Source organism: Bdellovibrio bacteriovorus (assembly GCF_002208115.1).
GTDB lineage: Bacteria > Bdellovibrionota > Bdellovibrionia > Bdellovibrionales > Bdellovibrionaceae > Bdellovibrio > Bdellovibrio bacteriovorus_C.
The window spans coordinates 3,706,079-3,731,293 of record NZ_CP020946.1 but is presented as its reverse complement, the minus strand read 5'-3'; the positions used below and the strand labels follow the sequence as shown (position 1 = coordinate 3,731,293).

The following is a 25,215-nucleotide window of genomic DNA, read 5'->3' as shown; positions in this document are numbered from 1 at the left end:
CTCCTTCACGGAGCCTTTTTTATTTCTGCGAACTATTTCCCCACACAGGCTTTGATGGCTTTACTGAATGCGGAAGATCCGGTGATGGAGGTTCCAGAGTTTGTATAACGAGCCCCCGCCTTCACCACGTATTGTGCGCGGCAACCGCCGTGAGTGTTGATCCCGACAAGTTCATTGGTCTTTTCGTTGATCACTGGTGCGCCCCAACTGCCATATGAAGTGTCGGCATCGTGTTCGATGATTTCAGGAATCAGGAAGATGCCCGCTTTCACAAGTTTTCCATGGGACACTTGCTGCGCAAAATGCATCTGTTCCGGATTGGAATTGGCCGGCATTTCACCGTGTTTGATGTCATAAAGATCATTCAAAGCGTAGCCATAGCTGACCACCCGAATAGGATCATTATTCTGGGATTTCTTCGTCGCTATATGATAGAAGCCCTGAACAGCCCCTGCATTTTTGCCTGTCACTTCGTTGGGTTTCAGTCTTAGCACAGCCCACTGATGTCCAATGCCGTCCGCTTTGTGGCGTTCCGTGCCTTTTTCTACATAGTAACGGTCTTCCAGGGAAGACTTCTGCGCGACACCGGCAACGGATACCGGAACGTTGAATTCGACATAGTCACGGTCCAAAGCACACGCCCCCACCGTCACAACACAGTTGTCACTGACCAAAGTCACTGTGCAGCCTTGAGTGGCGCCGTCTTTAACCAGGCGGCCGACCTTGCTGTCGAAAGAAAGAGCGCGATCATCAGTGCCGCCGCAGATTTCAGCGTGAGCCAAAGACGAGAAGGTGGAAGCAAGTAAAAGAGAAAAAATGAACTTCATTGAAAGACCTTTCTAAAAAATTTTGAAAGATCTAATGGGACAACCAACAACAAATCAAAACAAAGATCACTGCTGCAACCATTGGCTGCGTAAACACATGCGTTCCAAAAATTAGCAGAAACAGAAGGTGGATTTACAAACCCAGAGCATCCATTTTTTCTTTTTCATAGGTGTCGTTTTCACCCGGATAACGAAGTTCACCTTCGAGCTTTCCGCTTTCTTTCGCCAGCGCCCAGATCAGGCTTTGTCCTGAAGGCATGCTGTTGGGAAGCTTTGTGAAGACTGGATCTTTGAAGGCTTTTTTTGCATCGATCACTTTCCAGCCGCGTTTTTTAAACATCGCAATCAGATCATCCAGGAAAAGCGCATTCACCAGATTATAGTGAACCAGTAAAGTGTGCTTCACCTCATGGCCCAGGACTTTTTTGGAAAGATCATTGTAATACTGGGCGCGGTCCCACATGTGCTCCAGGTAAAAATCGCGGAATTTGGAAAGATCAAAATCAGGATCGGTGGCAAGTTTGTCGCGCAGGCGGCGGTCCACATACCAGTCCGAAGCATCAATGGTCACGTGTCCATTGCGATAGGAGTTCTTCTTCATCCAGTCGCGAACCGCATCGCGCTTTTCGGCGGTGTCCCCTTCTGCCAGCATCGGGAAGCGGAAGATCTTTTCAAAGTTCTTCTGGGATTTCAGCTGCTCATCGCATTGCTGGATTTCGGCAATCTCGTCACTGACGCTGACCTTGGCGTCGAAGCGATTGTGGTTCACGGTGTGATTGCCGATCAGGTGTCCCTGGTTGGACCATTCCGCCAGCAGCTTTTCGTCCCGCGGGGATTTCAGGTGTTTGCACGTCACAAAAAGGGCGGCTTTGATTTTATGTTTTTTCAGGGCCGCTAAGATGGCTTCGTTTCTTTTTTCCGCAGGAAGGTGGGTTTCTTCATGCACATTAAAGTCGTCCATGGTGATGGCAACTTCGGTGGACTGTGCGAAGCCGGGAATGATCAGGATTGCAAAAACAGCGATGAGTGATTTCATAAATCAACCATGGCACTTAACTTCGATTTTTTGAACTTTTAAAAAAGAAAAGGCCTGCAAGGAGGGGGATCCGCAGGCCTTTTTAAGAGAAAAAAACAGTCTCAGCCCGCGGAGGGGATGGGGCTGAGACTCATGATTGAGATTACTGAGTAACCTCGCTGATACCAAACACAAAGAAGACGACCGTTTTGTTCCCGAAGCCGAAACCAGGGAGGGGGTCCACAGTTTCCAGCTCAAAATTGGGAGCAAGTTGATGTTCAAGTTCAATACCGCTCATCATAACTTTAAAACCAATGTAAGGAGTCAGGTCGATTTGTGACTTCAAAAGGAAGAATGTTTGCTGGTCAGCCATCGCCAAAACGAGAGAGCCGTCAGCCAAAGCCACGATTTCACCTGTGTGAGTTTTGAAGTTGTAGTTTTGAAGATCGGAAACACCGACTTCTTCGCCCATTGCATTGTTTGGCAAAACACCAGCACGTGCTACCGCGGAAATCGCCAGTACTACCAAGATGTATGCTGCAATCAAAGCGTTACGAATCACTACTTACTCCCCAAATCACGAACTTACGATGTCCTATAAAGCAAACCGTGTGCCAATATGAGACAGTCCTGAAAGTGCATTTAATTCGATCTGAGGTCGGCCAGGCTCGACTTAAGCACTCAAATCGGAACCAGGGGTAATTCCATAATGGGTTTTAGGTTCTATTCTGGAACCAGCTTCCTTGACTAAAGCACAGACCTTGAGACACCCCCATGAGGGTCGTAACCTTTGTCAAAAAACCTTTGTATAATCAGGTGTCTATGTCACGCATTCAGGTCACTTGGGTTGTTAAAACTAGAAAAGGTCAGGTCAAAGGACCTTACTCTACCGAAGCCATTCTTAAAATGATTGGTGAGGGTGTCTTTTCCGGTCAGGAGATGATTTCTAAACTTCCCGATGGCCAGTGGACGCTGATTTCCAAAGAGCCAGCGTTCTATGACAAACTTCTGGAAGCCCTGGAAGGTGTCGTTGACGTCGATCCGAAAAAAGCCCAGAAGATGGAAGCTGAAACCGTGATCGTGCAGGCACCGAAAGCTCCGCGCAACAACACGAACACCGGCAGCACCCCTTCGCCGGAAAGCTTCGCCAACGTTCAACCGCAAAAACCGCTGCTGCAACAAATTGATGTGCTGGATACACCGGCCTATGTTCCGCCAGCGCAGAAGATCGCCTCGGTCAGCTCGGGGGAATCCAAGTCTGATTCCGTGATTGAACTTTCCAATATCAAAAACATGGAAAAAGGCGAGATCGCCAAATCCCTGAAAATCCCCGCCTTGATTTTAATGGTAGTGATTGTTCTGGGCGTGTTCTTGTTGTGGGATAGCGGGCCTGCGGATGGTTCCAAGATTCATCTTTTGGCGCCAGGAAAATCCACAGCCACGCTTTCAGACCAGCAGATCAAAGAAAAGCTGAATGAAGCCCTTTTTGCGATGGAGCAGGACACTTTTGAATCCTACGTCGCAGCCCAGAACAAACTGGTCAGCATTGTTGAGGGTGCGCCGATGAACATCGAAGTGCGCGCTCTGCTTTGTGTGGTGTACTATGAGCTGTGGCCGTTCGCGGTTCAGGATGCGCAGGATATTAAAACCATCGCCGGGATCACGCAAGCGACCCGGGCCTTGAATGTGATCAGCCCGTTTGGTCAGGTGTGTGAATCCGTGAAGCTGATGACGGCGGGCCGATACAAAGAAGCCAAAGGAACCATCGAGGCCACGCTGGAAGGCTCTGAGCCGTTTTCTTTGCTTCCGGTGCTTTATGATTTCAAAGCCGAGCTTTTGGCGGGTGAAAAAGATTACGTGAATGCCGTGCCTTACTATGAAAAAGCGGCTCAGCTTTGGGAAAAGTGGCTGCATCCGCAGGTGGCTTTGGCGCAGGCGCTTTATCATCAGGGTGATTTCACCTCGGCTGCGGGAATTCTGAGAAATGTTCTGACGAAAAATCCAAAACACAAAGAAGCCAAAGTCTTTGCCGGTATCGTGGAATACCATGGCTTTAAAAAATCTGACACCGCCTATGCTTTCTTGAATTCCGGTTTGGAATCCAAGGGGCGCATCCCCTCTTTGATTGAGGCGGAAGGTTACGGCGCTTTGGCTGAAATCTTTGTCTTGCGTGGTGAGAAAAAGAAAGCCCTGGAAGTCGCACAGAAAGCCTTCGGACTGAATCCCAACAACGGCGAGCTTCGTCAGTTGGTGATTCGTCTGGGGGGTACTGACAAGGTGAAGGGCGAAAAAGGCCGTAACAATGAATTGCTGTACTTGGGTGACCAGTACGTGCGCCAAGGGGACTTCCTGGCAGCGCAGGCTGAATTCAAAGCGGCTTTTGAGGCAGACCCTAAAAACGGAACCGCGGCCATGAAGGCGGCCAAGGCCTTGTGGCAACTGAATCAAAGCTTTGAAGCCATTGAGTGGTTGAATAAAGCGATCAAGGCCGAACCGAAGCTGGTGTCCGCGTATGTGCTTCAGGCTGATTATATGTCCCAGCGTTTTGACTTTGTCGGGGCTTTGCAGATCCTGACCAACGCCATGAGAATTGCGCCAAACAACTATGAAGTTTTGCGGGGATTGGCGCAGTTGGAGTTCCGCAAAAACAACATGCCGGGCACTGTGAACTATGCTCTGCGTGCGGCGAAGGCCTATGACGGGGACATTGATACATATATTTTGTTGGCCAAAGCCAACGGACTGCTCGCCCGCTCGATCATGCCGATCAACAAAAAGGAAATTGAGCGTAAGGAAAATGCATCTAAAGATGCGATTCGCTATGCCACCAAGGCGGTGGAAATTGATGCCACCAATCCGGAAGCGCAGATCACCTATGCCAAGATGCTGGCGCAAACCAACGGGGTGGATTCCGGGATCACTTATCTAAACGAACTGATCAAACGCTTCTCCTACACCTTGGACTATCGAATCGCTTTGGCGGAAGTATATAAATCCGAAGACCGCTACAGCCAGGCCAAGGATATTTATGAAAAGGTCGCCGAGGCAGATCCGCGCAATAAAAAAGCATGGCTGGGGCTGGGTGAAAGTGAAAAGGCTTTGGGTCTGAATGATAAAGCCTTGAAGGCGTTCTTAAGTGCCGCCGTTTTGGATCCCACCGATGGGGAGGCTTTGTTCCAAGCCGGCAAACTGTATCTGGAAACCAGCCGTTTTGAGGAGGCCATCCAGCAGTTTAAACGGGTGCAGCGTCTGAACGCCAACTACCCGCGCACGCACTATTATATTGGCAAGGCGGCGTTTGCTTCGGGGGATTTTGCGACGGCTTTGGAAGCCTCCAAATCCGAAAAAAAGCTGAATCCGAACGTGGCTGATTCCTATATTTTGGCGGCGGAAGTGTTCACGGCCCGCCGTCAGTATGCCGAATGTGCGGCAGAGTACTCCACCGCCATGAAGCTTCGTCCGCAAGGGGCGGATATTTACGTCAAGTCCGCCCAGTGTTACCGTCAGTCGGGATCCTTGGATGTGGCTGAAGACATGCTGGCCCTGGCATCAGCCCGCGAAAGCGGTTATGCCGAAATTTACCGGGAGCAAGGGGCCATTTACGAAATGAAGGGCGACACCCGCTCTGCGGCGCAGGCCTACAATAAATATCTTGGCCTCTCGCCAAATGCTTTGGATCGTGCTGAAATAGAAGCGAAAATCATGAGACTGGGCAACTAGGGACGGACAACGGAAGGAATTTAAGCCATGGGAATCGGCGATAAAATGAGAGGACTTGCCTCCAGCGCACAAGAGGGCGTGAAGTCTTCAACAATCTCACTTTTTCATATCAGTTTGCGATTGATCACAGGGTTGCTCCTGGGGTTGACGCTGGCTTTGATCGGCCAGGAGCTGGTGGGGTACGGAACATTTGCCCTGCTTTTTGTCATGGTGGTGGTTGTGGCCGTTATCATGAAACTTCTGGCGAACTGGAGCATTGGTCAGATTTTAATTTTTGATTTGATCTGTGTGCTTGTGGCGATGCTTCTGCGCATGTATATATTGGTCGCACCTTAATTGGGGCGTTAGTTGTTAAAAGGACGTTGAGATGATTGATATTAAACTTCTTGAGAAAAAAGCTGAAAACGGAACTTCTTACTATGATGAATACAAGCAGGGTCTTGTTAATCGTGGTGCTTCGACCGAAGTTCTTGAGCAAATCATGGAGCTTAATAAAAAGCGTAAAGAACTGATCACTCTGGCAGAAACAGCCAAAGCCAATCAAAACAAACTCAGCGGCGAGATCGGTAAAATCAAACGCGAAGGCGGAGACGCTTCTGCTATTTTGGCGGAAGTCGACGTTCTGAAAACCCAGGTGAAAGAGCTTGAAGCCAAGGCTGCGGAAGCCGATCAGCAGGTGACGAACCTGGCGTTGGTGATTCCGAACAAGCCGCACTCTTCTGTGCCAGTGGGTTCTTCTGAAAAAGACAATAAAGAGATCAAAGTTGTTGGCACTCCGACCCAGTTTGCTTTCAAAGCGAAAGAACACTGGGAACTGGGTGAAGCGCTGAACATTATTGATTTCGAGCGTGCTGGTAAAACCACCGGCACTCGTTTTGCCTTCCTGAAAGGGGCGGCGGCGCAAATGGAGCGCGCGCTGATCCAGTTCATGATGGACAAACACTCCATGAAACATGGTTACACCGAAATGATTCCTCCGTTCATGGTGAACAGCAACAGTTTGCTGGGCACCGGGAACTTCCCGAAATTCAAAGAGGACGTTTTCCATCTGGAAGGTTCAGACTTGTATCTGATTCCAACCGCGGAAGTGCCGGTGACGAATTACTACAACAACGAGATCTTGGATGAAAAAGATCTGCCACAAAGCTTCTGTGCGTATTCTCCGTGTTTCCGTTCTGAAGCCGGGTCTGCCGGTCGCGACACCAAAGGTCTGATTCGTCAGCACCAGTTCGACAAGGTTGAATTGATGGTATTTGCTCATCCGGACAAGTCCCATGAAGTTCACGAGGCATTGACCTCCCACGCTGAACAGATCCTGATGGATCTGGAGCTTCCGTTCCGCCGTGTGCTTCTGTGCACCGGGGACATGGGCTTTGGATCTGCGAAAACTTATGATCTGGAAGTATGGTTGCCGGGTCAGAATGCGTATCGTGAGATCAGCTCTTGCTCTAACTTCGAAGATTTCCAGGCTCGTCGCGCGAACATTCGTTTCCGCAGTGCGGGTGGTAAACCTCAGTTCGTTCACACCCTGAACGGCTCTGCCTTGGCGGTGGGAAGAACCTTGGTGGCCATCCTGGAAAACTACCAGCGTGAAGACGGTTCCGTGGGCATTCCAAAGGCTTTGCAGCCTTATATGGGCGGCCGTACCGAGATTCGTAAGTAAGTCCTTTAAATCCAGGCAGCATGAGGCGGCGACCTCATGCTGCGTCATGGAAACAACTGCTTGAATACTCTCGTCAAAACCCATAAAACGGTCGACGGAGAGTTGGTAGAGCGGTTGAATACACCAGTCTTGAAAACTGGCAGCCCTTCGCGGGGCTCGAGGGTTCGAATCCCTCACTCTCCGCCATTTAGGTTTCTTCCCCAAAAAATCCTGTAAAACTGAATAATGTTTTCCCCGGAACCTGCTTTCCTATTGCGTTTGCGGCTGTGACTTGATGTGATTCGGACTTCAAAACAATGAGGTGATCACTATGTCGGTTCTTTTCAAGATCTGTGTTTCATTGATGTCTTTGGCTTTGCTTGCAGGCTGTGACAGCGGCGGTGGTTCGAAAGATGGCAACAACAACGCCAACGGAAAGCCCAGCGTAAAAAATCGCATCAACTGGTCATCCATTCCTTCCAAATACAATCCCTCCATTGAAGACATTGAGTTCCGCGTGGACGGCTATGAAAAGATCAACGTGAACGTCTTTGGTTTTGATGATGACGTTGAAGTTGTCTATTCCAAGGATCTTCCGGCGGACGCTGGCTTTTTGCGCATCTATCGTGTGTGGGCGAAATCAGCTTCCTGGGGCTCGGTGAACGAAAGACCCAACGGCACCACTTTGGATCTAATCGGTAGCGGCAGCTATTCTTGTTCAATTGCCACCAGCAACCGTGAAATCGTGCAGCTTGAAGGCGGATGTTATGTGCGCATTCAGGTCTTCATGCCTGCGGGTGCCGAAATCGAGGTTTATAACGTCAACAAACTGATGACCAAAAGATTCTTCGCCATCAAAACGGACGTGATGCTGGAACAACTCGACAGAGCTTCCCGGGATGAAGACAAGTTTGCGGTGATTGAAACTTATCTGGCCTCTTACCGCGGGTTGAAAAAGAAACCGGAAATGCAGGCGGTTCAGTTGGGTGATGTGGTGTCTGAATTCCCGTTCTCTGAAGGAAAATTCAAAGCACTTCGTTTGTTGCATGCAACTGTTGTGGACCGAGAAAACCTTTCCAAGATGATTGAAGACAGATTCAGTTATTTTGATCGCGCAGAGGCCCGCCGCATCGTCGGGATCTGATTTTTCTTGCGCTTGGGGGCCAATGCTAAGATTCTGGCCCCTATGATGGAACTCATTGATATTATATTGCACCTTGATAAGCACATCGCTGAATGGATCGTTTTCTTCGGACCTTGGCTGTATGTGATTCTTTTCCTGATCATCTTTGCTGAAACCGGCCTGGTGGTGACACCGTTCCTGCCGGGGGATTCCCTGCTGTTTGCACTGGGTGCTTTCACCGTGGTGGAAGGTGGTTTGAATCTTTGGGTGATTCTGATCAGTCTGACGATCGCCGGTATTCTGGGCGACACCGTGAACTATCATATCGGGAAGTATCTGGGGCCGAAGGTCTTTGAATCAGATTCCCGCTTCTTCAAGAAAAAATATCTGGAACAAACTCACGCCTTTTATGAGCGCTGGGGAGCTTTTACAATTGTAGCTGCCCGCTTTGCTCCGATCGTTCGCACGTTTGCTCCGTTTGTAGCCGGCATCGGTGAAATGCAATACCGTAAGTTCATCGTTTACAACATCGGTGGCGCGATTGCGTGGGTGTGGATCTTTGTTCTGGCAGGCCACTTCTTTGGAAATCTTCCGGTGGTGAAGCAGAACTTCCATATCGTGATCTTTGGTGTGATCGGCGTTTCTTTGCTGCCGATGGTGTGGCCGTGGGTTTCAAGTAAGCTTAAGAGAAAGCAGGCGTAATTAGCCAGTCAAGCGCGAGACCAGTTCCTTTAAATGGGGATTGGTCTCATAGAACACGGGGTCCACGGATTTATAGTGTTCACCCAATGATTTCACAACAAAGCGGCCGCTGGCGACGAACAGCGGATTTTTGGAATCCAGATATTCCTTCAGCTTCTCGGCAAGTTCCTTGTCAATATTACGTTTACCGCTGACCAGCAACGCATCTGCAGACACTCGATTATTCTTGGAATATACGAAGCGTCTGAGGAAGGCGATGTCTTCAGCCAGATCTCCCAATACAATGATGGTATTGGCCTGAACTCGCGGGTCAGCATGTTCCAGACAGGAACTTAAAGTATCCAGCAATGATTCTTTCACCAGATAGGAAGGGACGAAGTTCGACGCTAATGAGATGGCAGCGGAAAGCACTTTGTCATTAGCTTTCCCGGACTGATTTGCCGTAAGGATATGGCGCAGGAACTTGGTAAAGGCATCGGCCTGCCCTTCCCCGCTCATCCGAACTTTGAAGGTCTTTAAAATGCCAAAGGCAGTGAAGAAGGCCTGATCCTGTCCCTTGCTGATTTCTTCATTCAAAAATTCATAAATGGCGCAAAGGTCGTCGTCACTGCGGAAGTATGTCAGAAGGCTCACGTCCTTGTGCAGGGCTTCGGTCACCGTCGTGAAATCCTTTGCCCGATAAAGAGTTGACGGCTTGGCAAAGCCTTTTAGCAGAGTCTCTTTCGTGTCAGAAATCGTGCAAAGACCACTTACGGAATCTGCGGCTTCCGCATAGAAAGTGACCGAGCTTGAAGCCTTGTCATCCACCTGACTTAGCAGACGGGCAGATTCAATCAGGGGAAGGCCACTCAGGGCAAAGCCTGAATCCTGTTTCACAAAACGAATCTTACCCAGAACAAAACTGCCCTTTAACTTGAAATAGTGATCGGCCCCTTCGGGAAGGCTCGTCTCAATCTGCTGAGCGGCTTCAAAGACACTGCGCAGGCACGCCAGCGCCAGGGCTTGGGAATTCTGTTTGTCTTCTTTGATATGGAAAACGATTTCATCCCCCACGTACTGATAGATCAAACCGTTATAGCGTTCGATCAGCTCGCGGGCTTTGATGAAGTAGGTGTTCATGATCTCGGTGACGTATTCGTCTTTCTTGTCTAGGAAGATCTGCGTGTATCCGTTCAGATCCACGCGGATCATGGTGCTTTGGAAAGCATAGGGAGCTTTCTGGCCAGACTTCATTTCATGCAGGATGGCCGGGGTCAGAGAGTCTGAGTAGTATCTGTTTTCGTGTTCGAGATACTTTTTTGTGCTTTCGTAGGTTTGGGTGGCTTGTAAAAGTGTACGGCCCTCTTTGGAAAGGGTCTTAATACTGGCAAGCTTTGAGCGATCACGATTGGAAAGAATCTGTGTGATGTCCAAAATGTCTTTCAGGAACAGATAAACGACCAAGCCCACAATCAGGGTTACGATCAGAAGATCCTGGAGGATCAGCCCTTTCATCGACAAAGCTGTTTGCAGCATGATTTGGTTTTTGTCCTGGAAAACGCCCACGGTGAAGCGATAGTCCATCAGTTTGATGGTGCGAATGGCGAGCTTGTCAGTTTCAAGAGTCTGATTGAAGTTTTGATAGTCGACGTTAATGCCGGCAAGGTTGTCAAAATTGTTATACCAAAGAACCACTTCCGGTCCATTCTGAAGAATGTAGAAGTCAATCAGGAACAGGTTGCGGGCACCTTCCAGTCGGTCTTTCAGTTGGGTGAAGTTCTCAGTGATGACCAGCGGAGTGAAGCTTTCTTGCACGAAGCGCATCTGTATCAAGCGGCGTTCGACTTCGCGGTCGGTCAGCTCTTTCACGTTTAGATAGAACTGTACCGCAGAGGCGATCACGTACCCGATCCAAAACACACTGACGATCAGGACAACGACAGACTTGTTCTTTTTATTTTTGGCGAACAAAGCGATCTCCTTGATCCAGGAAGATCACCTCACCTTTGGTGGCCCCAAATGAGTTTCCATACAGATCCAGAACGGTGATTTTCTGGGACTCAAGCTGCTTGCCGAAGGCAGGATCCGAAAGCTTCTTTTTTGCCTGAGCATAGTTGCTATTTGAAATAAATGTGATCACTTCATCCCGCGCGGCGCTTGGCGCCGAAGATCCGTTGTCGGACTTGGCATTTTTCACAGGTTCCGTACCGCCGCCGCTAGGACGAGTGGCAGCCGGTCCACGAACGGGAGATGGTGATGGAGCCGATCCCAGGCCTGCGCCCGCTCCGGAACCGCTAAAGGAACCTCCACTCCCTCCAAAGGAAGCGCTGCCACCAGCCACTTCCCCTCCGCCGCTGCCGCCAACAGAACTTTCGTTTGCAGGAGCGCGGGAGGCAGAAGGTGCAGAAGTGCTTGCGACATTTCTAGAAGAAGAGGCAGCCGCTGGGGCCGATGGAGCTATGTTGGAGCCATCCAGCGTGATTTGTTCAACCACCCTTTCATCAGAGGCCATGGATCTGGTAGAGGCCTTCAATAGGGCTGCACCAGGATTGGAAGAGGAGCCCTTGATGGCAGCATTTGATTTTGTCGAGGCGACAGAGCGAGAGACTTCAGAAGATCCGCTGCCAGCTTCCGAGCTGCCAGTGTCAGTGGCGGCCAGAGCTTGGGTGTTTATCGCACCAACCAGGTTGTTGGCCATGCGTAACATACCACTGCTTTCGGAGGCTGAACGGACCAGGGCCTGCTGGGAACCGGCCTCGGTAGACGGAGGTGGACTTACGATGGATTCAGACAACGTGGGAGCTGGCGGAACCTGAACTTGCGCTACGGTCAGCTCTACCGGCACATTGGCGGTCGCGGCAGCAGATGCTTGCTGCGAGCCTCCTTTGACAGCGGCCGAGGTCGCCGCCGAGCCCATACCTTTATCGGATTTATTAGTGCTGGCTTTGGCTTTTATCTCCTGGTCCATAAGATTGGCAGTTGACTGGGCGGCAGCCTGTTCCGCGCCATCTTGAGCGTTCTTTTTCAAGGTTCGGGTCATACTGAAGGTAGTCATGTCTATTGCGGAGATCTTCGGGTAATTGTCGGGGTGTCCTTTGCAGAAGTGTTCAACTGCAGCAACATCTTTTTCGCTCTTCAATCCCGCACGATGCAGAAGTTCGTGGGCCATACTGGAGGGTGAAATCACCGCATTGGATTTTTTATTGGTTTCTGGGGTCGCATCACTCAAAGCTTCCGGATCCAGATGAATGAATCCAGTTGTCTCATCCGTGCTGAGGGCGGCCTTTTGATCCTTCGCCTTTTCGCACTTGACCAGCGGCCCATAGTTTTTAGGTTGTTTTCCCAACTGGGCCACTTGCAACTGATACTTGGCCGCCAGCAGTTCGGGTTGAACCGGAATTTTATCTTTGGAGAAGGCTTTTTTGAACTCTTCGCCGTTCAGGCAGTCAGTCAGCTTGTTGGAGGAAGTCAGATTTTTACTGAGTGAATCAGTGAGGCTTTGCAGGAAGTCTTCGGATAATTTGTCCTGGCAACCACTGTCGATAAGGTGCTCTTCAATTCCCATTGCGAGTGCGCGACGGTTAAGATCCTCGCCTAAAGAGGTGATTTTCTTTTTGATCGCAGTGACTTCGCATCCTTCGTCCTGCAGGTTCATCAGGGTCGGCGCGCGAACTCCGGAAGCTTCGAGCGTCCATCGACCACCCGCCATCGTATAAGAAGCTTCGGTGATGACATTTCTTTTATTGGTGCGAACTTCCCAGCGGATAGGATTTCCATCTGTGAAGTGAGTGTAAATTTCAGTGGAGCCTTTTTTCAGATACCAGAAGTCAATCTTTCCATCGAGATTGCTATCCAAGCGGATGTCTTCGAAATCTTTGTAGGAAATGACATAGCGGCCAGGTTTGAATTTGCCGGGGTTGTAAACGATCTCGTCCGCCTTCAAATAGGTCTTCCCAGGGCTTTGAGCCCACGCAGATTGAAGGAAAAAGATGGCGGTTAGAAGGATCTTCACAGTCTATAAATCGGCATAAATGCCCGATTGGTTTACGGTACTTAGATCTGGCTGGTCCATGGCCCAGTTTTGAGTTGGCACCATTCCTTAAGACCTTCCGCTCTTTCATCATATCAATATGAGACAAATTTTTACTTTGCTGGTGCTGTTTTTGGTTCTAATGACCGTAAATGCTGGAGCGGCGCCTGCGCGCAAGCTGAAGATGTTTACTCCCGAGACCAAAAAATACGTTGTTGTTTCTGTTTTGGATTATCAGGGACTGACGCTTTCTGAAAGCTGTTTAAAGAATGGCAAAATGAACTGCGACGCCTGGAAAGCGGCACAGACCAAGTTGGATGTGGCGAAGACTCCGAATGTGGGTGTGATCGGCAATCCAGCCGCTCGTTATTGCCTTTCACATAAGGCTTTGAATCGTATTCTTCTTGATGCCAAAAAAGCAGAGTACGATTACTGCGTTTTTCCGGACGGCTCGGTGATTGATTCGTGGACTCTTTATAACAAACACTTTTCCAAGAAGCAGTAGGTTGAGGCAATGAAGAGACTGTTGGTGGCATTTTCAATTCTGTTCGGAGCCAGTACAACGCTGGCCGAATATGGAATGATCCCGCATTCCCAAATAAAGTATGGAGAGGGCTACGCCTTAAAGGGTGAATCCACTGTACAAGTGACTAATATGCCAAAGGTGAGATCTCAGGATAGCTTTGGGATCTGTTATGCTGCCGTGGCGGCAGTATTGGTGGATGAGGCAAACTGTGTGCAAAGTGGAAATGCCAGTTGTGCCACTGCCCCGGATTCACAAAGGGTCTCGGCTTTGGATGTCACTCGGTACAGCCGTGCCCCCGAAGAAGGCGCGGATGGGGAAATGTGGCGTGACTACAAGGGACTAAACGAGGGAGGTATGCCCGTCTTCACTCTTTTGAATATCAACAAAGCCAAAGATGCCGTCAGTGAGCAGTGCGCTCCAACGGATCAGATCGTCGCCAGGGCTGGCAGCGAACAGGCGGCCCAGGATCTGGAAATCGCCATGTGGAAGTCGCTGAAAGATTCTTATGAGAGCTTCAGAAAGAAAAATGCCGAATGTACTGAGTGTGGTCTTGAGTATGCCACTGCCAAAGCCAACGATATTAAACAGAATTATAATCTGAAAGCTTCGAACAAAGAGATTCTAGATGCGTTTTCACAAGAGTCCTATTCTTTGTTCCTGGATAAGCTTTTGATTCCTAAAGAATGCCGTAAGATGTCGGACATGATCAGTCTTGAGGGTAAGTGGGCGGTAAAGTCCTTCCCTATGGAAGGTGAAAAAGGCGACTACAAGTCGTCGATCAACAAAGTCAAAGAAGTCCTGACACAAAAAAGACCCTTGGCCCTTAGTTTCTGCGCTCAAGATCCTCTGTCGGTGAAATCCAACAAAGCTTGTGGAGAAATCAAGGACGCTTCGGGGAACGTGTCCGGTGCGGGTCACGCGGTGGTGATCAAAGGCTATCGCGAAATCTGTAATTCCAAAGGTGTCTGCCGTCAGGAACTTCAGGTGCAAAACTCTTGGGGTGAAGGCTGGCAGAAATCAAATGATGACGGCTGGGTGGATGCAAAAGAGCTTCTGGATCGCACCTTCTATGAGACCTATGCTTTAAACTGGTTGCAGCCTCGCAGCTAAACTTAAAATACAAGGGAAGCTCAACTTGACTAACTCCATGAGTCCCCATAAATTCGTCGGCCTATGAACAAAGAATTTATGTTAAGAGCCATCGAGCTTTCCAGAAACAACATGCGTGCCGGCGCAGGCGGTCCTTTTGGGGCAGTCATTGTTAAAGACGGCAAAATCATCGGTGAAGGTTGGAACAAAGTGACTTCCTCCAACGACCCGACCGCGCATGCTGAAGTTTCTGCTATCCGCGACGCTTGCTCCAAGATCAGTAATTTTGAGCTGGCTGGTGCGGAAATTTACACGAGCTGTGAACCTTGCCCAATGTGCCTGTCCGCAATCTACTGGGCACGCATCGAAAAGATCTATTACGGCAACACCCGCAAAGATGCCGCTGAAATCAACTTCGACGACGACTTCCTTTATCAGGAAATTCCAAAAGACCTCAAAGACCGCAAAGTACCCATGGTTCAATGCGCTCACACAGAAGCATTGGAAGTTTTCAAAGAGTGGGACAGTAAGACCGACAAGGTTCCGTACTAAAGCCCAGTAAATAGTTTTGGGACTGCAGTCCCATTCACAAGTCAGAGAGAATAAAGGAATGAAAGCACTTTCATTCCTTTTTCTTTTTTTGAGCGTTGTTGTCTCTTTGTCCTGCCAGCACAAGGAAAAACAAATCCCCCGCGATATCGCTTCTCTTCAAGCCAATGGCGGCATGGAGGGTATTTGGTTTTTGCAGGGGACTTCTTCCACGCGTGGACCGTATAACGGCGAGCTTGAACTGCGCAAAGCTTCCGATGGAACTTTTGATGTGGTTCGCATGGTCACCTACATCAACTACTTCTTTGATGGCTTGAAAGTGCAGGAAGTGTGGACCGGGAAAGCCGTGGCCACGCATGATTCCCTGACTATCTCCTATGACATTCGCCAGGGTGATTTCATCACGAAGCTGGGAAATCAAAAGAGGGACCCCTCCGACTTCGGTGCGCCGATCACGGTGCTTTCGCGCTATGTGGTGACCCCGAACGGTCTTGCAACTCACTATGCCGATAAAAAAGTTTCTAACTACAACGAATGGATCACCACCCGTCGCGATCTAGAGGCGCAACCCCTGTGGGTCAATCAGCGTCAGAACATCAGCGCCCAGGGGCCAAAGGTTCCTTTGGTAGTTCGTGGTGTGATCAATCTTTTCAAGCGCGACATCGGTTATGAAAAAGATCCGTTGGTGAAATCCTATAAGAACCGTCCTGAATACAAAAACGAAAATCCCTATATCGTTTTTGATCCCACGGACTTTCAGTTCTATCGCAACAACAAGGACGTGATTCGTGTCACCAACAAAATCGTCGATGACATCAGCATCACGGAGGCAGCGGTAAAACGAAACGCGTATGCTCCATCGCTGGAAGAAAAAGCCAAGAGCTATGACAAGAACACCCGGGATTTCCATATCAATGAAGCCGGTATGGTCGCGCACGCTGTCCTGGATGAAAGTGGACGTCTGCTGAATTATTCCTTCGACGGTGACGCCGCTCTGTGGACGGGAATGTATGTGGGTTCTCAGGCGATGCGCTATCTGAAGACCAAAGACAGCGAAGCTTTGGATAACGTGAAGAAATCCCTGCGCGGTTTGATGACGTTGATGGAGATCACCAACGATCCTCAGCAGTTTGCAAGAACACTGGCTCTGTATAATCCAGCCCAGCCGGTTCCGGCAAAGTGGCATCGCGGTGAAGGCAAGTTCCAGCACCTGATCTGGCTTGAGGGCGGCAACAACGACATGATCAAAGGAATCACTCATGGCTTCCTGTGGGCCGGAATGGTGCTTCCACAAAGTGAAACCGAACTTTGGAAAGAGCTTCGCGCAAATTCCCGCAAGCTGATTGATCTACAGGTTGTGAATGATAAATCCCAGAACCGCCCGGCGGCCTTGGGACTGGCGGCCTGGCTGACAAATGATGCCTCTTTCAAAGAGCAGTACATCAAATACTACGACAAGATTAAAACCAAAGTGACCGGATACAGCTTTGACACCACTTTCTACTGGCATGGCTCTGCCGATTGGAGCGGGATCAATCTGGGGTTGGTGGGTGATATCACGGACATCACTTTGGCGGATCTGCTAGGGCAAAGTAAAATCCGCGATCAGTTGCGCGAGCGTCTGATGGATGCCTGGGTGACCTATTCCCCGGCGCAAAGACATTTGCAGACTCTGGCGGCTTACGGTTTTGCGTATAAACACGGAACCCGCGGTGGAAACTTCCGCTCGGAAAGCAGCGAGGCGCAGTTTAATGCATCTTTGAATCAGGCTGCTTGGGGCCTTCGCGAAATCCCGTATCCGCGCCCAAATCTGGATGTGACGATTGATCATTCTTTGCGCCCGGATTGGTGCATGTCTCCGATTCCAAGGCTGTTCTGGAAGTCCCTGAAAAAACCGGAACCTCCCGTCAGCTATTTCTATCAGGGTTTGTATAACTATCCGGTATTTGAGCTGCAGGCCTTCACCAGCAACTTTGTCTGGAAAGACGGGGCCTTCCTGTATCAGGATTCTCACCGAAAAGGTGTGGAAAACTCAGGGGTGGATTATCTGTATGGATATTGGCTGGCTCGTTACATTGGTGCTGCCAATATCAACTAGGCGCCTGTAAAAGATACCGTTGCTAATCATGGGGATATCTCTTAAAAAGGTCCCCATGAAAAAGAAAAACGGCCGTGATTCCAAAGAGCTTGCTGATTTCGCCTTGGGTGAAAGTCAGACCAACTATCCAGAAACATATGCTCCAGAAGTTCTGGAGGCCTTTGACAACAAAAACCCGGGCAAGATCGCCTGGACCACTTTTGTATGTACTGAATTCACGTCCCTGTGCCCTAAGACCCGTCAGCCGGATTTCGCAAAGATCTTCATCAACTACATTGCTGACAAAAAAATGGTCGAATCCAAATCCCTGAAACTGTATCTGTTCAGCTTCCGTAACCACGGGGACTTCCACGAAGACTGCGTGCAGACCATCTGTGATGATCTGGTGAAGTTGATGAAGCCTAAATACATCGAAGTTATCGGCGAGTTCACACCGCGCGGGGGGATTGCGATTTACCCTTACGCGAACTATGCGGCGAAAGATAAGTTCTTCCAGGAACTTTATAAAAAGCGCATGAGCGAATACGCTCCGGGTAAGTACTCTATGGAGCTTTCAAAGCTCTACTAAGCACATACATCAATTTTGAATTCAAAAGGCTCTGTCAGGATTTTTGACAGGGCCTTTCTTTTTTTCGGACACGTGAGTTGCTAAGGCAAGAATTAGTGGGCTGCAGTAGTATGGCGTCGATAATAACTATTTTGTGGAGTCCAAGATGAAGAAATTTGCCCTTGTTTCGTTGATGATGTTTTTTGCGACCGCTTCCCAGGCTTCCGAGATGGGAACTTACACTCTTAACAAATCCCGCTCTTTGTTTAGTGGCGCTCAAGTGTTTCAATTGGAACTGTCCGAAGGCTTTCAAATGAGCTTTACCAGCAAGGAACTGGGTCATTGCAGTACCAGTAAAAAGCTGACGAACACCAACTATGTTTATGCTTTGGCAGAGGGCCCTGGCATGGCCGAAAATCTTTGGGGCACCGTTTTCTGCGATAACAAGCAGTGGTTCATGGTTTATCTGAAAGTCAAAGGCGGTTATTTGCCAGGGTCGGGTGAGACAGTTTCTGGTAACTTAAGAATTTCGGATTCTTCTTTTGATGAAGTTTTTGAAGCCAAAGTAGCAATTACGAAACACTAGATAAGTAACGCCCAGAAACACAAAAACCTGCTCGAAGGCAGGTTTAAGTGGCGGAGAAGGAGGGATTCGAACCCTCGGTACACTTTTGGTGTACGAGCATTTAGCAAACGCTTGGTTTCAGCCACTCACCCACCTCTCCGCGGTCGGTTTTCTCGACTGAGGATCCAAATTGCCATAGCCCAGCCCGTTAATCAAGGTCTTGCCTCGACTCTTTTTGTAAAATTATCAAGAATGCTTGATTTTTCCCTGGCCGCAGTCTATCTATACTTCTCTTTCACAGTGCACTCGTAGCTCAGCTGGATAGAGTACATGACTACGAATCATGTGGTCAGAGGTTCGAATCCTCTCGAGTGCACCATTTTTTCTCTCTTTTTACTTCCCATGTTATAGCTAGCCAGTTTCAACTCGCCGAGTTACGTTTGAGCGATGAAAAGCACGTTTTATCTTAAAATCGGCATGATGGTTCTGGCTCTGGTGGGTGTTTTCTATGGCATGAAGGCCCTGGATGGCGGCGCTTTAGAGGACAAGGCTTCCGACCCGCAAAGCGCGCTGGGTCTTTTAATTGGCAGTGACTATCGCCCCCTGAACTGGTGCCCGGAAAAAGCCCCGAAAGTGGAAATCTTTGATCAAGCCGGCGCCGTTGTTAAAACCCTGGAAAAGCCTGAAGACATCAGTTCCGTCTGTGAAATCATGATGGGGGCCTTTTCTATGGAGGGGATCGAGGAAAGCTCATTTAAAAAGATCCTGGCGGCCCATGGGGCGTCTTCTGGAGAGATTGTGATCCTTGAGCAGGTTCCGGGAAAGCCGGTTTTCCGCGTCAAAGGGATGCCTTTTAGCTCTCCGATGCTTTCCAAGGCTTTGGATCGGCTTGCAGTCCCTTAAGATTATTTCTGTTTGACAAGAACCGCCCAAAGCCGCTAATTTAGCCCTTCACCGAGTTCAGAAGTAGCTCAGTCGGTAGAGCAAGCGGCTGTTAACCGCTGGGTCGGGGGTTCGAGTCCCTCCTTCTGAGCCAATCTTTTTAGATTGTGATTAAGAAAACCAAGTCCATAAGACTTGGTTTTTTTATTTTTACCCCCTGTAAAATTCGATAGCATGGAATCTCCTAAAAGGAGTTTGCCATGAAGGTTTGGATTTTCAGCGTGTTGATTCTTCCGATTCAGGTTCTTGCTTCGGCTCCGGTTTTTAACGAATCCATTTCTGGCATCAATCCTCACTTAAAAAAATCTGCGAAATTTGAAATTCCGGCCGCCAATGACAAAGACCTGTATCTTCGCATGGAAAAAGCGCTGACCTCGGAAAATCCAGAACAGTCCCTGCGTGCACTGTCTGAAGAAGGTGATTTCACCACGTGCTCCGCTTTTCAGGCGACAACAGCTTCGGGGTTGCTGCCGATGACCGGGCTTTTGGAGATTTCCAAAAAACTGAATGACGAAGCGATCACTGCAAAATCCTGGGAGCAAAGTCTGAAACTTGCAAACTTGTGGTGGCACTTCGGCAACTGTGAAATGCCATTGATCACCGGGCAGATCGGCATGGCGCTGTTGAAAGATTCTCTGACAGAAATGGCGAAACTTTCCAAAGAAAACATGAGTGACGATGATCGCGCGAAGCTGTCCGAATTAAAACGCAACATCAAGGACTGGAGTCCTTCAGCGCATCTGGAAAAAGAGTTCCGCTTTGAGATGGTGCTCACCCCCGCGTTGCTGCTGCCAGAGCTGAAATCCGGGAAGTTTGAATTCAACAAAGAAGAGCTTGAAGAAGAAAGTTCCGAAGAAACAGCCTTGGTGGGTTTTCCAGGTCTGATCAAACTTTTGTATCCGGAAGGTTATGGATCTTTTGACTGGAGCGAAGGGGCAAAGCCGGTCGCGGCAGTGATTGATCAGATTAAGGGTGCAAAAAATCCGGCGGCCACTATGGGAAAGGCCGTCGACGACCAAGAGGCCAAATACCTCAAGTCCTTCTATGAAGAGCTAAAGCTGCGCGATCAGGGTGTGAAATCGGTGAAGGATCTTTTGAAAGATGCAAAAGCAACGGAGCTGATTCAGACTTTGCAAAAAGACGAAGAATTGCTGAAGGCAAAACGCGAGCTGGCGCAAAACTATAAAGACAAATCCGCCTTCATGATGGCGGTGTTGGTTTTCAAACTGACGACGCCGAACTTTTCCAAGTCCATCGACAAGAAAGCGCAGACTTTGCACAAGGACCTGATCAAACTCAGCAAGCCGTTATAGGTCGCCAGCCTCCGGGGCCCTTTCCGGCCCCGTCTTTGTATCAATTTCCTGTAAAGCCTATTTTGTCTCAAAGTGACCCAAAAGGGCCTCATTTCGGGGTCCAAATCGTTTATATTGCAAATGAGCCATCTTTCGCCGGGCATAGCCTTTGTATTATGGGGACTTGGAATTATCGGACGTCTGCTGGAGGACTCATGCGCCTTATTAAATATCTGCCCCTTATCGCCTTTTGGAGCCTGACGACTTTCACTATGAAAGCGGGCGCCGAAGTAAAGAGCTATCGGGAGTGGAAAACCGAAAGAGTTCAACAGGCTCAGGTCAAAGTCACAACTTTGAAGTCCCAGATCGATGCCCGCAAAGGCATCCGCCTGGCTGCGGGCGGAACGGACCCCAACATGGCTCACCGCGCGGGTTTGGAGGCGGTGGCTTCTCAGGATATCTCTGTGGAAAAGCTGGAACGCGAACTTCGTGAGGAAATCTATGACCTTGAGGTCGCTAAAGACCTTTCCGTGACGGACTATTTCGTGGGTTATCTTACGAAGGTTCAGGATAAAAAGACCGCCTTCAACGAAGTGGCCGGCAAACTGTCCCCGGAAGAGGTGGCGGAGCTGATGACGGCCTATGCGAACTCTGTGTTCGGGGCGCATTCTTCGGACCTTCCGGCCAGTGCGAATAACTTCGGAAAAGACGGCGTTAAATAAGCCCTCGAAAATTCTAAATAAGTCTTAATCTTTATTCGGCGCGCCAAAGCGTTTCATTCAGGAAAATTGGGCGCCCGACCTTGACTCTTTCCACAGCCGATTCATATTAGCTTCCGTATAGAAATTCTATAAAAACGAGTTTTAAACGGAGGCTCACAATGGCTAAGAACGAAATTGGCGTTCGCCCACTTCATGACAGAATTCTAGTTCGCAGAATGGCGGAAGAAGAAAAAACCGCTGGCGGTCTTTTCATTCCTGACACTGCAAAAGAAAAACCACAAAAAGGCGAAATCATCGCGACTGGTAAAGGCGGTAAAGGCCGCGTAACTGAAGATGGCAAGATCCTTCCATTGGAAGTTAAAGTTGGCGATAAAGTTCTTTTCGGAAAATACGCAGGAACTGAATTGAAACTGGATGGCGCAGAATACCTGATGATGCGCGAAGAAGACATCCTGGGCGTATTCAACTAATTCTTTTTATCAATAAGTAAACGGAGAAAATCATGAGTAAAGTAATCACATTCTCAGAAGACGCTCGTACACACATCCTTAAAGGTGTGAACACTCTGGCGAACGCAGTAAAAGTAACTTTGGGCCCTAAAGGCCGCAACGTTGTTATCGACAAATCTTTCGGTTCCCCACTGATCACTAAAGACGGTGTGACTGTTGCGAAAGAAATCGAACTTGAAAACAAATTCGAAAACATGGGCGCTCAGATGGTTAAGGAAGTTGCTTCCAAAACCAATGACGAAGCTGGTGACGGTACAACAACTGCAACAGTGTTGGCTCAAGCTATCTACCGTGAAGGCGCGAAACTTGTTTCCGCGGGCCACAACCCAATGTCCATCAAACGTGGTATCGACAAAGCAGTAGCTATCGTTATCGACGAATTGAAAGCGATGTCCAAACCGGTAAAAGGTTCCAACGAAGTAGCTCAAGTTGGTGCTATCTCTGCAAACAATGACAAAGAAATCGGTCAGATGTTGGCAGACGCTATGGATAAAGTAGGCCGTGAAGGCGTTATCACTATCGAAGAATCCAAAACTGCAAAAACTGAAGTGACTGTAGTTGAAGGTATGCAATTCGACCGTGGTTACCTTTCTCCATACTTCGTAACCAACGCAGAAAGAATGGAAGCAGTTCTTGAGAACGCCTACGTTCTTGTTTACGACAAAAAAATCTCTTCCATGAAAGACATGATCGGTATCCTTGAAGGCGTTGCAAAACAAGGCCGTCAATTGTTGATCATCGCGGAAGATGTTGAAGGCGAAGCATTGGCAACTTTGGTTGTTAATAAATTGCGCGGCACTCTGCACATCGCTGCAGTTAAAGCTCCAGGCTTCGGTGACCGTCGTAAAGCAATGCTTGAAGACATCGCGATCCTGACTGGCGCGAAAGTGATCTCTGAAGACGTTGGTTTGAAACTTGAGGCGGCGACTGTTGCTGACCTTGGTGTTGCAAAACGCATCGTTGTAGACAAAGACAACACAACAATCATCGATGGCGCTGGCAAAAAGAACGACATCAATGGCCGTGTTGGTCAGATCAAAGCTCAGATCGAAGAAACTTCTTCTGACTATGACAAAGAAAAACTGAAAGAGCGTCTGGCTAAATTGGCTGGCGGTGTTGCAGTTATCCACGTTGGTGCTCCTTCTGAAGTTGAGATGAAAGAGAAAAAACACCGCGTAGAAGACGCTTTGAACGCGACTCGCGCTGCGGTTGAAGAAGGTATCGTTGCTGGCGGTGGTACTGCTTTGCTTCGTGCTTCCACTAAAATCGACAAATCCAAATTCTCTGAAGAAGAGCAATTCGGTGCGACGATCATCAAACGTGCTTGCGAAGAGCCAATCCGTCAAATCGCGGCTAACGCTGGTTTGGATGGCGCGATCGTTTTGGATCGTATCCTTCAGAACAAGTCCACAACTTGGGGCTTCAATGCTTACTCTGACGAATACACTGATCTGATCAAAGACGGTGTTATCGATCCAGTTAAAGTTGTTCGTTGCGCTTTGACTAACGCAGCTTCCGTTTCTTCTTTGATGCTGACTACAGAGACTATGATCGCTGAAGCACCTAAGAAAGAATCTGCAGCTCCTGCAATGCCTGGCCACGACGGTATGGGCGGCATGGGTGGCATGATGTAATCAGATTAGCCTACGGCTAATCGATTGCACCCGCCGAAGCTATCAGCGAAGGCGGGTTACTGCTAAAAACAAAAAAGCCTGGGCTCTAAACCCAGGCTTTTTTTTAGAACAGGTACTGAACCCCACCGAACAACGTCGTCATCTTGTGACTGGTGCTGGTGGCGCGGGTGGCTCCTGAGAAATCCGTGCTGTAGTTTTCAATCATCAGCTCGCCGCGGATCTTAAAGCGCGTTTTCATTTTATAATCCATAAAGAAGCTGAAGGAATTGATCTTGCTGTCAGATCCTGAACCGCTGTCCTGGGATTCGCTCATGCCGGGATTCATATAGAAATCAAAGCGTCCGCCGATATCCACCGGGATTTCCTCAGACAGGGGGAACTGACCGGCCAGGCTGATTAAGAAGCCGCTATAGTCCATGCTGGTGAAGGTGGTGGGCGTGCTGCCATCCACAGTGAACTTTGTGGTCATGTAACCCGCACCGATTTGAAGCTTCGGTCCAAAGAAGTCATTGGTCAGCAGGAAGTTGTAGCCCGCATTCACGCCGTATTGCCCCACAGACATGTTCAAAGACGAAGGGGAGCTTCCGGCCTGGTTGTTATCAATCGAAAACACAGACTGGCGCAGGTGAACGCCCATGTACCATTCCGGATTCAGCCACAGCTCACCACGCACCAAAATGTTCGGAGCGAAGTTGTTGCTGCCACTCACCGACTCTGGTGTCGTCAGGCTGGTGTTTTGGGTGTAGTTGCCAAAGCCCGCCATCAATTCCACCTTACCGAACTGCGGAGGCATTGTCGGCAGCCATTCGGTGGGCTCTTCGCCAAACGCCACGTCCTTGTCCGGGCGGGTGCTGATATCTTGCAGGACTTTTCCGGAAGGTGTGGTGACCGGGGTTGAGTATTTTACAAACTCATCCGGCATCACTTTGGAGCCGACGGTGATCACGCCCGGATCTTTTTCCATTTCGACGTAACCAAAGCTCATGAACGGTTCCACTTTGAAAAGTTTCACGCGGCCCAGAACCTCTTTTTCGGTGCTGACCATGAACTTTAGTTTTGGATGACGGTTGATCTTGATGATCTGAACCACCGATACACGGCTGTCAGGTTTAAGACCATAGTTGCTGCCCAGATTCAGGGTCACTTGCTGGCCCCGGCGGCTTAGAATAGTGGCGCGGAAAGGCATGCGGTACTTCAGGTTTTCAAACAGGCGACGAACTTCATTTTTGATCTCGGCGGTTTCAAAACCCTTGTAGTCATTCAGGGATTCCTGCAGCAGCGGCAGGCCTTCACGGCCCACAAACAGAGTCAGGGTGATGGAAATCCCACGCGGACCACGAATGATTTTCGAGGTCAGGGCCGCTTCGCTTTGCGTGGATTGCAGAACGGTTTGAACTTCGGATGGATTTTCATCCAAAGTTTCAGATTTGATTTTCAGATCTTTTGGGAAGTTGGACAAAGACCATTGCTTGTCTTCGTTCAAAAGATTTCTAAGTTCTTCTTCGGCAGGTTTTGCGTAGATACCACCCACGTTGTCGGTGGTTGGAACCAGCACGATGGATTTAATCGCAAGATCTTGGTCGGCAGCACTGACATAGACGTTCTGGGCATTGGTCTGGGCCCACGCAGTCGGACTGATTGAAATGAAACAGGACGCGACGAAGAGAGAACCTAGGAAGAATGATTTCATAAATTTATTCTGCA

Annotated in this window: 22 protein-coding genes and 4 tRNA genes; 19 read left to right on the top strand and 7 right to left on the bottom strand. The window is 49.1% G+C overall.

The window, feature by feature from the left end; genetic code table 11:
* Window positions 1-32: 32 nt before the first annotated feature.
* The 3 genes from B9G79_RS17885 to B9G79_RS17875 all read right to left on the bottom strand — a co-directional run bounded on the left by B9G79_RS17885 (window position 33) and on the right by B9G79_RS17875 (window position 2,404).
* Window positions 33-827, bottom strand: a complete 795-nt coding sequence (locus B9G79_RS17885; RefSeq protein ID WP_088566688.1) for a trypsin-like serine peptidase — start codon at window positions 825-827, stop codon at window positions 33-35.
* Between the two features lie 133 nt (window positions 828-960).
* Entirely contained in the window at window positions 961-1,863 is a 903-nt protein-coding gene (locus B9G79_RS17880; RefSeq protein ID WP_088566687.1) for a polysaccharide deacetylase family protein, read from the bottom strand.
* A gap of 142 nt (window positions 1,864-2,005) precedes the next feature.
* Complete coding sequence (locus tag B9G79_RS17875) at window positions 2,006-2,404, bottom strand: hypothetical protein (protein WP_011162695.1); 399 nt, start codon at window positions 2,402-2,404, stop codon at window positions 2,006-2,008.
* A gap of 260 nt (window positions 2,405-2,664) precedes the next feature.
* Between B9G79_RS17875 and B9G79_RS17870 the strand changes: the two genes are divergently transcribed.
* The 6 genes from B9G79_RS17870 to B9G79_RS17845 all read left to right on the top strand — a co-directional run bounded on the left by B9G79_RS17870 (window position 2,665) and on the right by B9G79_RS17845 (window position 9,029).
* The gene (locus B9G79_RS17870) at window positions 2,665-5,562 is read left to right on the top strand and encodes a tetratricopeptide repeat protein (protein WP_232468893.1); all 2,898 of its coding nucleotides are present in this window, start codon (window positions 2,665-2,667) and stop codon (window positions 5,560-5,562) included.
* Between the two features lie 27 nt (window positions 5,563-5,589).
* Entirely contained in the window at window positions 5,590-5,898 is a 309-nt protein-coding gene (locus B9G79_RS17865; protein ID WP_088566685.1) for a hypothetical protein, read from the top strand.
* A 31-nt stretch (window positions 5,899-5,929) separates the two neighbouring features.
* Window positions 5,930-7,225 carry a serine--tRNA ligase gene (gene serS, locus B9G79_RS17860; protein ID WP_088566684.1) on the top strand — a complete coding sequence of 432 codons (1,296 nt, stop codon included), beginning with the start codon at window positions 5,930-5,932 and terminating at the stop codon, window positions 7,223-7,225.
* A gap of 96 nt (window positions 7,226-7,321) precedes the next feature.
* Window positions 7,322-7,411: transfer RNA gene (locus tag B9G79_RS17855), tRNA-Ser, on the top strand.
* 124 nt (window positions 7,412-7,535) lie between these two features.
* Window positions 7,536-8,348: a DUF4476 domain-containing protein gene (locus tag B9G79_RS17850; RefSeq protein ID WP_088566683.1), complete on the top strand. Its 813-nt coding sequence runs from the start codon at window positions 7,536-7,538 to the stop codon at window positions 8,346-8,348.
* A 45-nt stretch (window positions 8,349-8,393) separates the two neighbouring features.
* Window positions 8,394-9,029: a DedA family protein gene (locus tag B9G79_RS17845; RefSeq protein ID WP_088566952.1), complete on the top strand. Its 636-nt coding sequence runs from the start codon at window positions 8,394-8,396 to the stop codon at window positions 9,027-9,029.
* Here the strand turns inward: B9G79_RS17845 and B9G79_RS17840 are convergent, their stop codons facing one another.
* Window positions 9,030-10,979 carry an adenylate cyclase gene (locus tag B9G79_RS17840; protein WP_088566682.1) on the bottom strand — a complete coding sequence of 650 codons (1,950 nt, stop codon included), beginning with the start codon at window positions 10,977-10,979 and terminating at the stop codon, window positions 9,030-9,032. It abuts the gene before it with no gap.
* Window positions 10,963-12,951, bottom strand: a complete 1,989-nt coding sequence (locus B9G79_RS17835) for a hypothetical protein (RefSeq protein WP_198298026.1) — start codon at window positions 12,949-12,951, stop codon at window positions 10,963-10,965. The genes B9G79_RS17840 and B9G79_RS17835 overlap by 17 nt, the downstream gene beginning before the upstream one ends.
* A gap of 187 nt (window positions 12,952-13,138) precedes the next feature.
* Here B9G79_RS17835 and B9G79_RS17830 point away from each other — a divergent pair, with 187 nt between their 5' ends.
* From B9G79_RS17830 to B9G79_RS17805, 6 genes are all read left to right on the top strand, one after another.
* The gene (locus B9G79_RS17830; RefSeq protein WP_011162703.1) at window positions 13,139-13,543 is read left to right on the top strand and encodes a DUF333 domain-containing protein; all 405 of its coding nucleotides are present in this window, start codon (window positions 13,139-13,141) and stop codon (window positions 13,541-13,543) included.
* 9 nt (window positions 13,544-13,552) lie between these two features.
* Window positions 13,553-14,674 (top strand): hypothetical protein, encoded by a 1,122-nt coding sequence (locus B9G79_RS17825; RefSeq protein WP_011162704.1) that lies wholly within the window; start codon window positions 13,553-13,555, stop codon window positions 14,672-14,674.
* A gap of 63 nt (window positions 14,675-14,737) precedes the next feature.
* Window positions 14,738-15,205, top strand: coding sequence for a nucleoside deaminase (locus B9G79_RS17820; protein WP_011162705.1), 468 nt, complete (start codon window positions 14,738-14,740; stop codon window positions 15,203-15,205).
* A gap of 58 nt (window positions 15,206-15,263) precedes the next feature.
* Window positions 15,264-17,300, top strand: a complete 2,037-nt coding sequence (locus B9G79_RS17815) for a hypothetical protein (protein WP_088566680.1) — start codon at window positions 15,264-15,266, stop codon at window positions 17,298-17,300.
* Between the two features lie 55 nt (window positions 17,301-17,355).
* Window positions 17,356-17,868 (top strand): preQ(1) synthase, encoded by a 513-nt coding sequence (gene queF / locus B9G79_RS17810; RefSeq protein WP_011162707.1) that lies wholly within the window; start codon window positions 17,356-17,358, stop codon window positions 17,866-17,868.
* A gap of 145 nt (window positions 17,869-18,013) precedes the next feature.
* On the top strand, window positions 18,014-18,433 hold the full coding sequence (locus B9G79_RS17805) for a hypothetical protein (protein ID WP_088566679.1): 420 nt from the start codon (window positions 18,014-18,016) through the stop codon (window positions 18,431-18,433).
* Window positions 18,434-18,481: 48 nt separating this feature from the next.
* On the opposite strand, the gene B9G79_RS17800 is transcribed toward B9G79_RS17805, so the two are convergent.
* A tRNA-Ser gene (locus tag B9G79_RS17800) sits at window positions 18,482-18,572 on the bottom strand.
* A gap of 142 nt (window positions 18,573-18,714) precedes the next feature.
* On the opposite strand from B9G79_RS17800, the gene B9G79_RS17795 reads away from it, so the two are divergent.
* The 7 genes from B9G79_RS17795 to groL all read left to right on the top strand — a co-directional run bounded on the left by B9G79_RS17795 (window position 18,715) and on the right by groL (window position 23,511).
* Window positions 18,715-18,791, top strand: a tRNA-Arg gene (locus B9G79_RS17795).
* A gap of 68 nt (window positions 18,792-18,859) precedes the next feature.
* On the top strand, window positions 18,860-19,315 hold the full coding sequence (locus tag B9G79_RS17790) for a hypothetical protein (protein WP_088566678.1): 456 nt from the start codon (window positions 18,860-18,862) through the stop codon (window positions 19,313-19,315).
* 57 nt (window positions 19,316-19,372) lie between these two features.
* Window positions 19,373-19,448, top strand: a tRNA-Asn gene (locus B9G79_RS17785).
* A gap of 106 nt (window positions 19,449-19,554) precedes the next feature.
* Window positions 19,555-20,667: a hypothetical protein gene (locus B9G79_RS17780; RefSeq protein WP_088566677.1), complete on the top strand. Its 1,113-nt coding sequence runs from the start codon at window positions 19,555-19,557 to the stop codon at window positions 20,665-20,667.
* A gap of 194 nt (window positions 20,668-20,861) precedes the next feature.
* Window positions 20,862-21,368, top strand: coding sequence for a hypothetical protein (locus tag B9G79_RS17775; protein ID WP_038450485.1), 507 nt, complete (start codon window positions 20,862-20,864; stop codon window positions 21,366-21,368).
* A gap of 173 nt (window positions 21,369-21,541) precedes the next feature.
* Window positions 21,542-21,838: a co-chaperone GroES gene (gene groES / locus B9G79_RS17770; protein ID WP_198298082.1), complete on the top strand. Its 297-nt coding sequence runs from the start codon at window positions 21,542-21,544 to the stop codon at window positions 21,836-21,838.
* Between the two features lie 32 nt (window positions 21,839-21,870).
* The gene (gene groL, locus B9G79_RS17765) at window positions 21,871-23,511 is read left to right on the top strand and encodes a chaperonin GroEL (protein WP_088566675.1); all 1,641 of its coding nucleotides are present in this window, start codon (window positions 21,871-21,873) and stop codon (window positions 23,509-23,511) included.
* Between the two features lie 103 nt (window positions 23,512-23,614).
* On the opposite strand, the gene B9G79_RS17760 is transcribed toward groL, so the two are convergent.
* Window positions 23,615-25,201 carry a hypothetical protein gene (locus B9G79_RS17760; RefSeq protein WP_088566674.1) on the bottom strand — a complete coding sequence of 529 codons (1,587 nt, stop codon included), beginning with the start codon at window positions 25,199-25,201 and terminating at the stop codon, window positions 23,615-23,617.
* Between the last annotated feature and the right edge of the window lie 14 nt (window positions 25,202-25,215).